General features: G+C 71.1%; 8 protein-coding genes. 4 read left to right on the top strand and 4 right to left on the bottom strand.

Features of this window, described 5'->3' with window-relative positions; all coding sequences use genetic code 11:
* Positions 1-60: 60 nt before the first annotated feature.
* Entirely contained in the window at positions 61-687 is a 627-nt protein-coding gene (locus ABZZ74_RS13315; RefSeq protein ID WP_356764227.1) for a TetR/AcrR family transcriptional regulator, read from the bottom strand.
* A gap of 186 nt (positions 688-873) precedes the next feature.
* Between ABZZ74_RS13315 and ABZZ74_RS13310 the strand changes: the two genes are divergently transcribed.
* From ABZZ74_RS13310 to atzF, 4 genes are read left to right on the top strand one after another with little or no spacing between them, the layout of a single operon-like run.
* Positions 874-1,698 carry an urea amidolyase associated protein UAAP1 gene (locus ABZZ74_RS13310; RefSeq protein ID WP_133045009.1) on the top strand — a complete coding sequence of 275 codons (825 nt, stop codon included), beginning with the start codon at positions 874-876 and terminating at the stop codon, positions 1,696-1,698.
* Complete coding sequence (locus ABZZ74_RS13305) at positions 1,695-2,351, top strand: urea amidolyase associated protein UAAP2 (protein WP_356764224.1); 657 nt, start codon at positions 1,695-1,697, stop codon at positions 2,349-2,351. Before ABZZ74_RS13310 ends, ABZZ74_RS13305 begins: the two co-directional genes overlap by 4 nt.
* Complete coding sequence (locus tag ABZZ74_RS13300) at positions 2,348-5,854, top strand: 5-oxoprolinase/urea amidolyase family protein (protein WP_356764222.1); 3,507 nt, start codon at positions 2,348-2,350, stop codon at positions 5,852-5,854. The genes ABZZ74_RS13305 and ABZZ74_RS13300 overlap by 4 nt, the downstream gene beginning before the upstream one ends.
* Positions 5,855-5,889: 35 nt before the next feature.
* A complete protein-coding gene (gene atzF, locus ABZZ74_RS13295; RefSeq protein WP_356764220.1) occupies positions 5,890-7,548 on the top strand; it encodes an allophanate hydrolase in 1,659 nt (552 codons plus the stop codon).
* Between the two features lie 98 nt (positions 7,549-7,646).
* Here the strand turns inward: atzF and ABZZ74_RS13290 are convergent, their stop codons facing one another.
* The 3 genes from ABZZ74_RS13290 to tatA all read right to left on the bottom strand — a co-directional run bounded on the left by ABZZ74_RS13290 (position 7,647) and on the right by tatA (position 11,881).
* Positions 7,647-10,505: a DEAD/DEAH box helicase gene (locus tag ABZZ74_RS13290; RefSeq protein WP_356764218.1), complete on the bottom strand. Its 2,859-nt coding sequence runs from the start codon at positions 10,503-10,505 to the stop codon at positions 7,647-7,649.
* A 90-nt stretch (positions 10,506-10,595) separates the two neighbouring features.
* Positions 10,596-11,546 (bottom strand): twin-arginine translocase subunit TatC, encoded by a 951-nt coding sequence (tatC, locus tag ABZZ74_RS13285; RefSeq protein WP_356764216.1) that lies wholly within the window; start codon positions 11,544-11,546, stop codon positions 10,596-10,598.
* A 47-nt stretch (positions 11,547-11,593) separates the two neighbouring features.
* Positions 11,594-11,881, bottom strand: coding sequence for a Sec-independent protein translocase subunit TatA (gene tatA / locus ABZZ74_RS13280; protein WP_356764214.1), 288 nt, complete (start codon positions 11,879-11,881; stop codon positions 11,594-11,596).
* Positions 11,882-11,912 lie beyond the last annotated feature (31 nt).

The raw sequence follows: 11,912 nt of genomic DNA, 5'->3' as shown, positions 1-11,912 counted from the left end.
GCACGGACGTACGAGACTCACTCACCGCGACGGGTGAAGATCCCCTTCCGGGGCGGCCGTTCAGACCCCGGCGATGCGCAACGCCGCGTCCGCCGTCGCCTCCGCGAACACCGACACCGGCCGCTCGGGCTCGGAGCGGTGCACCAGGATCACGCCCTCGATCAACCCGAACAACAGGTCCGTACGGAGATCGAGCTCACTCTTGGCGAGCATGCCGCCGGCCGGGGTGGCGGCGAGCAACTGCCGGTAGGCGTCCTTGAGTTCGGCGCGCACGGCGTGGAACCCGGCGAACCGCTCGGCGCGCACCTCGGGCAGCAGATACAGGCCGCCGAGGTTGTGCGGGCCGCCGCACAGCAGCTCGACGTCGGTGCGGCACAGGTCCCACAGCCGCTGCTCGGCGGGCCTGGCGTCATCGGCGAGGAGGCGGCGGGCGTACGTCAGCGAGGGCGTGACCGTGGACTCCAGCAGGTCGGCGAGGAGTTCCTCCTTGCCCGAGACGTAGTGGTACATCGAGGCCTGCCGCATACCCGCGCGCTCGGCCACCGCGCGGGTGGTGGTGGCCGCGTAGCCCTGGGTGGTGAACAACTCGGCGGCCGCCACGAGCAGTTCGTCGCGCGGCGAGAGCCCGCTGTCCGGCCGCGGCGCGGCCCGGGGCCTGCCGACCCGGCGTCCACCCGTCGTTCCCATGCGTTCGATCCTCGCACACCACCTGGTACGACGGCCCGTGGGGCGATCTTGGTGAGGGCTCGGTAACCGACCGGCAACGCGCGGGCAATCCCGGCGACCCGACCGCCACCTAATTTCTGTCGAGCGACAGAAATGACCTGAGCAGCACTACCCGGAAGAGACGATCCCGGAGCCGGAGGTCCCGCGATGGCGACAGCGACCACATACGGAGCCCGCGACCACGCGCGCGCCCAGGAGGGCACCCGTGCCGAGACCATGCCCGTCGTCCCGGCCGCCGACTGGCCGAACCCGCCCTGCGAGGCCGGCCATCTGGTGTGGGCCGAGACGGTGGCGGGCGGCAACTACACGCACCGGGTGCTGGCCCGGGGCACCGAGCTGCGCCTGACCGACCTGCGCGGCGACGCCTGCGCGCATCTGCTGCTGTACGTCGCGGACCGCCCCTGGGAGCGGCTGAACGTGGCCGACACGGTGAAGGTGCAGTGGAACGCCTACCTCGGCGAGGGCCGGCTGCTCCTGTCCGACCAGGGCCGGGTGCTCGCGTCGGTGATCGCCGACACCTCCCACCGCCACGACGCCCTGTGCGGAACCTCCACCCTCGCCCGCAACACCGACCGCTACGGCGACGGGACCCCGCAGTCCGATTCCCCCGCCGGCCGCGAGCTGTTCAAACTGGCGGCCGCGAAGAACGGCCTCGAACCCCGCGATCTCCCCCCGTCCCTCTCCTTCTTCCAGGGCGTGGAGATCCGCGACGACGGCACCCTCGACTTCACCGGCTCGACCGGCCCCGGAGGCAGCGTCACCCTGCGCGCCGAGCAGGACCTCACCGTGCTGATCGCCAACGCGCCGCACCCCGCCGACCCCCGGGAGGAGTACGTCAGCACCCCCCTGGAGGTCCTGGCCTGGCGCGCGGCACCGACCGCGCCGGGCGACCCCCTGTGGGAGGCCACTCCCGAGGGCCGCCGCGCCTTCCTGAACACCGCCGAATTCCTCGCCGCGAGGGGGCTCGCATGAGCGCGAACACGACCACCGGCACCGGCACCGGCACCGGCACGCCGACACCCGTACACACGACCGTCGTTCCGGCCCGGGCGGCCTGGTCGTCCGTGATCCGCGCCGGCCAGACGCTGACCATCACCGATCTGCACGGCAACCAGGCCGTCGACTTCCTGGCGTACGACGCCCACGACACCTCGGTCCGCTACAGCGCCCCCGACACCGTTCAGGCCCAGGGCGGCATCTTCCTGACCACCGGCAGCGTGCTCATGAGCAACGAGTACTCCCCGCTGATGACGGTGGTCGAGGACGAGGTGGGCCGGCACGACACGGTCGGCGGCGCCTGCTCCAAGGAGTCCAACACCCTCCGCTACGGCCACCACACCTGGTCGCAGCACGCGTGCGTGGACAACTTCCTCGCCGAGGGATCCAAGCACGGGCTCGGCAAGCGGGACCTGGTCTCCAACATCAACTGGTACATGAACGTGCCGGTCGAGAAGGACGGCACCCTCGGCATCGTCGACGGCATCTCGGCACCGGGCCTGAAGCTGACCCTGCGCGCCGAACGCGACGTCCTGGTCCTCGTCTCCAACTGCCCCCAGATCAACAACCCCTGCAACGGCTTCGAGCCGACCGCGGTGGAGATGACGATCGCCGGAGCCGTCCGATGACCTTCGACACGCTGCTGGTCGCCAACCGCGGCGAGATCGCGGTCCGGATCATCCGCACCGCCCGCGAACTCGGTCTGCGCACCGTCGCCGTGTACTCCGACCCAGACCGCTCGGCACCCCACGTCCGTCTCGCCGACCAGGCGGTGCGGCTCGGCCCGGCGCCCGCGAAGGAGTCCTACCTCGACGCCGACCTGGTGCTGAAGGCGGCCAAGGACAGCGGCGCGGGCGCGATCCACCCCGGCTACGGCTTCCTCTCCGAGGACGCCCTGTTCGCGCGGCGGTGCGAGGAGGCCGGGATCGTCTTCGTCGGCCCGACGCCGGAGCAGCTGGAGCTGTTCGGCGCCAAGCACACCGCCCGGGCGGCCGCCGAAGCGGCGGGAGTGCCGCTGGCACCGGGAACAGGGCTGCTGGGATCGCTGGAGGAGGCGCGGAGCGAGGCGGCCGCAATCGGCTATCCGGTCATGCTCAAGGCGACCGGCGGCGGTGGCGGAATCGGTATGTCGGCATGTCGGTCAGCGGACGAACTGACCGACGCCTGGGACCGGGTGCAGCGCGTGGCCGCCGCCTCCTTCTCCTCGGCCGGCGTCTTCCTGGAGCGCCTGGTGGAGCACGCCCGCCATGTCGAGGTGCAGGTCTTCGGCGACGGCGACGGCAGAGTGGTCACCTTCGGCGACCGCGACTGCTCACTCCAGCGCCGCAACCAGAAGGTCCTGGAGGAGGCACCGGCCCCCGGCCTGCCCCCGCACGTCCGCGCGCAACTCACGTCCTCCGCCCGGGATCTGTGCGCCTCCGTCGGCTACCGCTCCGCCGGAACCGTCGAGTTCGTGTACGACGCCGCCCGTGAGGAGGCCTACTTCCTCGAGGTCAACACCCGCCTCCAGGTGGAACATCCGGTCACCGAGGAGATCTACGGCGTCGACCTGGTCGCCTGGATGCTGCGCCTGGCCCGCGGCGAACGCGACGTCGTGCGCGAACCCGACCCGCCCCGCGGCCACGCCGTCGAGGCCCGCCTCTACGCCGAGGACCCCTCGCGCGAACACCGGCCCAGCGCGGGCCTATTGACCAGGGTCGAGTTCCCTTCGGGGGTACGCGTCGACGGCTGGGTGGAGACCGGTACCGAGGTGACGACGTCGTACGATCCGATGCTCGCCAAGGTGATCGCGTACGGCCCCGATCGCGCCCACGCCCTGCGCCGCCTGGACGAGGCACTGACCCGCACCCGCGTCGACGGCATCGAGACCAACCTGGGACTGGTCCGCGCGGCCCTGGAGGACGAGGACTTCAAGGCGGCCAGGCACTCCACTGCCACGCTCGCCTCGGTGAGCGACCCGACCCCGCGCATCGAGGTGGTCTCCGCCGGCACCCTCACCACCGTGCAGGACTGGCCGGGCCGCACCGGCTACTGGCGGGTCGGCGTGCCGCCGAGCGGCCCCATGGACGACCGTTCCTTCCGACTCGGCAACCGCGCGCTGGGCAACGAGGAGGGCGCGCCCGGCCTCGAATGCACCTTGCAGGGACCGTCGTTGCGGTTCACGCACCCGACGACCATCTGCGTGACCGGCGCCCCGGCCCCCGTCACGGTCGACGGCACCCCGGTCGCGCAGTGGGAGCCGGTGACGGTGCCCGCCGGCGCCGTACTGGAGGTCGGCGCACCCGAACAACACGGCCTGCGGACCTACGTCCTGTTCGCCGGCGGCCTCGACGTCCCGGCCTTCCTGGGCAGCGCGAGCACCTTCACCCTGGGCCGCTTCGGCGGACACGGCGGCAGGGCGCTCAGGACGGGCGACGTCCTGCACGGAGGGACGGTCACGGAGGGAGCCCCGGTCACCGAACGCCCGGACTTCACGGCTCTCTGGCACATCGGCGCCGTCGAAGGCCCGCACGCGGCACCGGAGTTCTTCACCGAGGACGACATCCGCGACTTCTACGCCGCCGACTGGAAGGTCCACTTCAACTCGGCCCGCACCGGCGTCCGTCTGGTCGGCCCCAAGCCCCGCTGGGCCCGCACCGACGGCGGCGAGGCGGGCCTGCACCCGTCCAACATCCACGACACCCCGTACTCGGTCGGCGCCGTCGACTACACCGGCGACATGCCGGTGCTGCTGGGCCCGGACGGCCCGTCCCTGGGCGGGTTCGTGTGCCCGGCGACCGTGCTGAGCGGCGAGCGCTGGAAGCTCGGCCAACTGCGGCCGGGCGACACGGTGCGCTTCATACCGGTGAACGTGGACGGCTCGGCCCGCCCGGAGATTGTGGACGGCGGCATCCTCGCCCGCGACGCAGACGTGACGTACCGCCGCAGCGGCGACGACAACCTGCTGGTCGAGTTCGGCCCCATGCAGTTGGACCTGGCCCTGCGCATGCGGGTGCACGCCCTGATGGAGGCCGTGGCCTCCGACGGCCCCGAGGGCATCACGGACCTCACCCCCGGCATCCGCTCCCTCCAGATCCAGACGGACCCGACCCGCCTGCCCCAACACCAACTCCTCGCAGCCGTACGGGAGATCACGGACACCCTCCCGCCCACCGACGAACTCGTCGTCCCCTCCCGCACCGTCCACCTCCCCCTCTCCTGGGACGACCCCGCCACCCGCGAGGCGATCGCCCGCTACATGGCCGGCGTCCGCGACGACGCCCCCTGGTGCCCCTGGAACATCGAGTTCATCCGCCGCGTCAACGGCCTGGAGTCGGTGAACGACGTCTACGACACGGTCTTCGCCGCCGAATACCTCGTTCTCGGCCTCGGAGACGTCTACTTGGGCGCCCCCGTGGCCACCCCGCTGGACCCCCGGCACCGCCTGGTGACCACGAAGTACAACCCGGCCCGCACCTGGACCGCCGAGAACTCGGTCGGCATCGGCGGCGCCTACTTGTGCATCTACGGCATGGAGGGCCCCGGCGGCTACCAGTTCGTGGGCCGTACGACCCAGGTGTGGTCGGGATGGCAGCAGCGCGGCGCGTTCGAACCCGGGTCGCCCTGGCTGCTGCGCTTCTTCGACCGGATCAAGTGGTATCCGGTGGACGCGGACGAACTCCTCGACCTGCGTGCCGACATCACCTCCGGCCGTTTCGTGCCGCGCATCGAGCAGGGCACGTTCTCGCTGGCCGAGTACCAGACCTTCCTCGCCGACAACGCCGAGTCCATAAGCGAGTTCAGGGACCGGCAGCAGACGGCCTTCGCAGCGGAGCGGGACGCGTGGGAGGCGGCGGGAGAGTTCGCGCGCGCCGAAGCAGCCTCCGCACCCGCGGCTTCCCCGGCCGAGGTGACGGTCCCGGCCGGAGGACGACTCGTGGAGGCCGAATTCGCCGCATCCGTCTGGCAGTTGAACGTGCAGCCCGGCGACCAGGTGACGGCCGGGCAGCCGCTCCTCGCCCTGGAGGCGATGAAGATGGAGTCCAGGGTGCACGCACCGATGGCCGGTGTGGTGGCGGAGATCCTGGCCAGGCCCGGCGACCAGGTGGAGGCGGGGACGGCACTGCTGGTCCTGGCCCCGGCGACGCACTGAACGCCCCGGCCGACGAACCGAAAGAGGCACACACCATGTCCGCTCTCTCCCGAGTCCGCGCCGCCTACGCCCGCATCGAGGCCGTGGACCGCCCCGAGATCTGGATCGATCTGCGCCCGCAGGACGAGGTCGAGGCGGAAGCGCGAGCCATCGACGCACGCGCCGCCTCCGGCGACCGACTCCCGCTCGCCGGGCGCCTGTTCGCGGCCAAGGGCAACATCGACGTGGCCGGCCTGCCCACCACCGCGGGCTGCCCGGCGTACGCCTACCACCCGGAGACCGACGCCCCGGTCGTCGCCCGGCTCCGGGCGGCCGGCGCGATCGTGCTGGGGACGACGAACCTGGACCAGTTCGCGACCGGCCTGGTGGGCACCCGCTCGCCCTACGGCGCCGTACGCAACGCCCACGACCCGTCCCGCATCAGCGGCGGCTCCAGCTCCGGTTCGGCGGTCGCGGTGGCCCTCGGCATCGTGGATCTGGCCCTCGGCACCGACACGGCGGGCTCGGGCCGGGTCCCGGCCGCCTTCAACGGCATCGTCGGCCTCAAGCCGACCCGCGGCCTGGTCCCCACGGAGGGCGTGGTCCCCGCCTGCGCCTCCATCGACTGCGTGACGGTCTTCGCCCGCACCCTCCAGGAGGCCGAACAGGCCCTGTCCTTCATGACCTCCCCACCCGCCCGCGAACTCCCCGCCCTCCCCCAGCGCACCCCGGGCCCCTGGCGCATCGCGGTCCCGGCACCCGGCCAACTCGGCGAGCTGGACGAGGGCTGGGCGCAGGCGTACGAGGCCGCGGTGGAGCGACTGCGCGCCGCGGGCGCCGACGTACGCACCCTGGACCTGACGCCCTTCACCGAGGCCGCCGCGATGCTGTACGAGGGCGCCTTCGTCGCCGAGCGCTACACGGCGGTGGGGAGTTTTGTCGACAAGGCGTCAGCCGACGGCGTCGAGGGCCTCGACCCCACGGTCGCCGGCATCATCACCCGCGCCCGGGACATCCCGGCCCACCAGCTCTACGCCGACCTCGACCGCCTGGCCGCCCTCCGCTCCCGCGCCCTCGCCGAACTCTCCGACGCGGACGCCCTGCTCCTCCCCACGACCCCGGGCCATCCGACCCTCGCCGAGGTCGCCGCAGATCCCCTCGCCTCCAACGCCCGCCTGGGTCGCTTCACCAACTCGACCAACCTCTTCGACCTGGCCGCGGTCGCCGTCCCCGCAGGCTCGGTCAACGGCCTCCCCTTCGGCGTGATGCTGATCGGCCCGGCCTTCACGGACGAACGCCTGACGAAGATCGCCGCGTCGCTCCAGCCGGAAGCCCGGCTGGCCGTGGTGGGCGCCCACCTCACGGGCCAGCCCCTCAACCCCCAACTCCTGTCCCTGGGCGCCTGCTTGGACCGCACCACCACGACGGCCCCGGTCTACCGCCTGCACGCGCTGACGACGGAACCGCCGAAGCCGGGGCTCGTGCATGTGGGCGAGGGCGGGGCCGAGATCGAGACGGAGGTGTGGCGCCTCCCGGCAGAAGGGCTGGGCCAACTGCTGACGACGCTCCCCCGGCCCATGGCGCTGGGAGAGGTGGAATTGGCAGACGGCACCCGAGTTCCCGGCTTTCTCTGCGAACCGGGGGCACTGGCGAGCGCCGAGAACATCACGTCCTACGGAAGCTGGCGGTCCTATCTGAGCAGGCGGGAACAGTAACGCCCTTAGGGGCGCGGGGCTGTGTTGAATGTGCGGCTACCGCCGCGTGGGCGCGACCAGCCACACCCGCACCCGCACCCGCACCCGCCAACGAAACGTCACCCGACCGACGAGTAGGCCACAACCCCCCGCAGCAACAGATCAACAGCCTTACGCGCAGTCTTGGCCACGGTCGAGCCCTCGGCGGAGACGGGCGCCGCCGCCGAGATCTGCCCCAGCACGTCGATCACCTGCTTGCACCACCGCACGAAGTCCCCCGCCGGCATCTCCGCCTCGCGCAGCACCTCGTCCAGTCCCTTCCCGGAGGCCCACATGTACGCGGCCCAGGCGAAGCCGAGATCCGGCTCCCGCTGCCCGACGCCCTCGGTCTGTGTGATCCGGAAGTTCTCCTCGAGCGCGTCCAGCCGCCCCCAGATCCGCACCATCTCGCCGAGCGCGGCCTTGGCCTTGCCCGACGGCAGCTTCGGCGCCATCGCGTCGTCCCCGACCCGCGCCTCGTACACCAGCGCCGAGACACAGGCGGCGAGTTCCGCGGGACCGAGCCCTTCCCAGACGCCCTCCCGCAGGCACTCACTGGCCAGCAGGTCCAACTCGCCGTACAGCCGCGCCAGCCGCTTGCCGTGTTCGGTGACCTCGTCACCGCGCAGATAGTCCAGCTCGGTCAGCAGGGCCACGATGCGGTCGAAGGTCCGGGCGATCGTGTTCGTCCGGCCTTCGATGCGCCGCTCCAGCTGCGAGGTGTCCCGCAGCAGCCGGTGGTACCGCTCGGCCCACCGCGCGTGGTCCTCGCGCTCGCTGCACCCGTGGCAGGGGTGAGCCCTGATGGCGGTGCGCAGGCGCGCGATCTCCCGGTCGTCGGCCGCCTGCGACCGCTTCTTCCGCGCGCGCTCCGGCGGGATGTGCCCGGCCTTGGTGCGCAGCGCGGAGGCGAGGTCGCGGCGCGACTGGGGCGAGCGCGGGTTGAACGACTTGGGGATGCGCATCCGTTCCAGCGCCTCGACCGGCACCGGGAAGTCCATCGACGCCAGTCGCTTGACCTGCCGCTCGGCGGTCAGCACCAGCGGTCGCGGCCCGTCGTGGTGCTCGAAGCCACGGTGTCCGTTGGACCGTCCGGCCGGCAGTCCGGGGTCCAGCACCAGAGCCAGACCGGCGTACTTGCCCGTCGGCACATGGATGACGTCTCCCGGCTTCAGCTTCTCCAGCGCCACCGCGGCCTCGGCGCGCCGCTCCGCGGCTCCCTGCCGGGCCAACTCGGTCTCGCGGTCCTTCAGTTCGCGCCGCAGGCGGGCGTACTCCTCGAAGTCACCGAGGTGGCAGGTCATGGAGGCCTTGTAGCCCTCCAGGCCCTCCTCGTTGCGCTGCACCTGCCGGGAGATCCCGACGACGGACTTGTCGGCCTGGAACTGCGCGAACGACGTCTCCAGCAGTTCGCGGGAGCGGTGCCGCCCGAACTGCTCCACCAGGTTGACCGCCATGTTGTACGACGGCTTGAAGCTGGAGCGCAGCGGATAGGTGCGCGTGCCCGCGAGGCCCGCCAGGTGCTCGGGGCTCATCCCGCGCTGCCACAGAACGACGGCGTGGCCCTCGACGTCGATGCCCCGCCGGCCGGCCCGGCCCGTCAACTGGGTGTACTCGCCGGGTGTGATGTCGGCGTGCTGCTCGCCGTTCCACTTGACGAGCTTCTCCAGCACCACCGAGCGGGCGGGCATGTTGATGCCGAGCGCGAGCGTCTCCGTGGCGAACACGGCCTTCACCAGGCCGCGGACGAACAGCTCCTCGACGACCTCCTTGAACGTCGGCAGCATGCCCGCGTGATGGGCCGCTATGCCCCGCTCCAGGCCCTCCAGCCACTCGTAGTACCCGAGGACGTGCAGATCCTCGGTCGGGATGGACGCGGTGCGCTCCTCGACCAGGGCGCGCACCTTCTCCCGCGCCTCCTCGTCGTTGAGCCGGAGGCCTGCGTACAGGCACTGCTGTACGGCCGCCTCGCAGGCCGCGCGGCTGAAGATGAAGGTGATGGCGGGCAGCAGGCCCTCGGCGTCGAGCCGCTCGATGACCTCGGGACGCCCCGGCGTCCACACCCGCGAGCGCTGGCGGCGCTCCCGCTCCCGGTCCGCCTCGCGCATGGCACGGCCGCGCCTGCGGTCCTGGTACGACGGCCGGCTCGCCTCCATGCGGGCCAGGCGCGTGAGGTCGGGGTTGACGGCCTTCTTGCTGCCCTCGCCCTCCTCGAAGAGGTCGTACATCCGGCGTCCGGCCAGCACGTGCTGGAACAGCGGCACGGGCCGGTGCTCGGAGACGATCACCTCGGTGTCGCCGCGGACGGTGTCCAGCCAGTCGCCGAACTCCTCGGCGTTGGAGACGGTCGCGGAGAGCGAGACCAGGGTCACCGACTCGGGGAGGTGGATGATCACCTCTTCCCACACGGCTCCGCGGAAGCGGTCGGAGAGGTAGTGCACCTCGTCCATGACCACGTAGCCGAGGCCGAGGAGGGTCTGGGAGCCGGCGTACAGCATGTTCCGGAGGACCTCGGTGGTCATCACGACCACCGGCGCCTCGGAGTTGACGCTGTTGTCGCCGGTGAGCAGACCGACCTTGTCCGCTCCGTAGCGGCGGCACAGGTCGGCGTACTTCTGGTTCGACAGTGCCTTGATGGGTGTCGTGTAGAAGCACTTCTTGCCCTGCTGCAGGGCGAGGTGGACGGCGAACTCGCCCACGATCGTCTTGCCGGAGCCGGTGGGCGCGGCGACCAGCACGCCCTTGCCCGCTTCGAGTGCCTGGCAGGCCTCGATCTGGAAGGGGTCCAGGCCGAAGTCGTACATCTCGCGGAAGGAGGCGAGCGCGGTGGCCTGCTCGGCAGCGCGCCTACGGGCAGCCGCGTACCGCTCGGCCGGTGAGAGGTCCTCTGTCATCGTGCTTTCGAGCGTACCGGGCCCCACTGACAACAGGACGATCATTATCCGGAACCTTGGCCGTCAAACACCGAGAGGTGCCCGCGTCCCGGTGGACGGTGGGCACCTCTCGGACCATGTTCGACGAGCGGGCGCTCAGGTCACGTCGTCGTAGCCGTTGACCCGGTCCGTGGTGGCCTGCTCGGGCAGTGCCCGGCTGGCCGAGACGGTCTCGACCTCCCCGATGTCCTCGGGGGTGAGGTCCAGGTCGGAGGCCTCGTCGTCGGCGGGACCCATCTCCTCACGACGGCGCTTGCGCTTGTCGTTGAAGATCGAGAACACGACCGCGCCGAAGTACAGCACCCAGATCGGTCCGGCCAGCGCCAGCATCGACAGCGGGTCCGTGCTGGGCGTCGCGACCGCCGCGAAGATCGTGATGCCCAGGATCATGGCCCGCCACCAGCCGAGCATCCGCGTGCCGCTGAGCACCCCGGTGAGGTTGAGCATGATCAGCAGCAGGGGGAGCTCGAAGGAGAGCCCGAAGACGATCACCATGCGGGTGACGAGCTGGAGCAGGTCGTCGAGCGGGAGCAGGTTGCTCACGCCGTGCGGGGTGAAGTCGATGAGCACCTTCGCCGTGGTCGGCAGGACCTTGTACGCGAAGAAGGCGCCGCCGAAGAACAGCGGGACGCCGGTGCCGACGAACGCGTAGGCGTACTTCTTCTCGTGCTTGTGCAGACCGGGCGCGACGAAGGCCCACAGCTGGTACAGCCAGATCGGCGAGGCGAACACCACACCGGCCATGAGGGACACCTGCAGGGCCAGCGTGAAGGGCGCCAGCAGACCGTTGATCGTGATCTGGGCGCACGGGTGAGAGCTGGACTTGGACTTGGCCAGCTGCTCGAAGGTCTCCCCGCACCCGACCGAGTCGAGGACCGGCTTGGTGAGGAAGTTGATGATGTCGTTGTAGAAGAAGGCGGCGACGATCGTGATCACGACGATCGCCAGCATCGCCTTCGCGAGCCGGTTGCGGAGCTCACGAAGGTGGTCCGCAAGGGGCATCCGCCCCTCGGGATCCTTCTCCTGTTTGCGGGCAGACTTGGGCAACCCACGTCCTCATCTCGTGCGGCAGGCCGGAGGTGTCCGGCCCTGCATCAGGCCTTGGTGGAGTCCGTCGGCTCGGTGACCGGGCGCGAGCTGGTCACGTCGCCGGGGGCGGCCTGGATGGTGCGCGGAGCGGGGGGCTGCTCGCCGTTGTTCGGCGGGCCGGCCGGGGTGGCCGTGCTGTTGCCCTCCTCCTTCATCGCCTTCGCCTCGCTCTTGAGGATGCGGGCGGACTTGCCGAGCGAGCGCGCCATGTCGGGAAGCTTCTTCGCGCCGAACAGCAGGACGATGACGACGAGGATGAGAATGATCTCGGGGGCGCCGAGCCTTCCGAACATAAGTCTTTACCTTCTCACCGAGGCGGCTGGG

The sequence above is a fragment of the Streptomyces sp. NPDC006476 genome (assembly GCF_040612015.1).
Lineage (GTDB): Bacteria > Actinomycetota > Actinomycetes > Streptomycetales > Streptomycetaceae > Streptomyces > Streptomyces griseorubiginosus_B.
Note: the sequence above shows the minus strand (reverse complement) of the source record. Positions and strands in the feature narration are given on the sequence as shown.

Coding starts and splice junctions, on each gene's coding strand:
- ABZZ74_RS13315 (WP_356764227.1), bottom strand. CDS start 687: ATGGGAACGACGGGTGGACGCCGGGTCGGCAGGCCCCGGGCCGCGCCG.
- ABZZ74_RS13310 (WP_133045009.1), top strand. CDS start 874: ATGGCGACAGCGACCACATACGGAGCCCGCGACCACGCGCGCGCCCAG.
- ABZZ74_RS13305 (WP_356764224.1), top strand. CDS start 1,695: ATGAGCGCGAACACGACCACCGGCACCGGCACCGGCACCGGCACGCCG.
- ABZZ74_RS13300 (WP_356764222.1), top strand. CDS start 2,348: ATGACCTTCGACACGCTGCTGGTCGCCAACCGCGGCGAGATCGCGGTC.
- atzF (WP_356764220.1), top strand. CDS start 5,890: ATGTCCGCTCTCTCCCGAGTCCGCGCCGCCTACGCCCGCATCGAGGCC.
- ABZZ74_RS13290 (WP_356764218.1), bottom strand. CDS start 10,505: ATGATCGTCCTGTTGTCAGTGGGGCCCGGTACGCTCGAAAGCACGATG.
- tatA (WP_356764214.1), bottom strand. CDS start 11,881: ATGTTCGGAAGGCTCGGCGCCCCCGAGATCATTCTCATCCTCGTCGTC.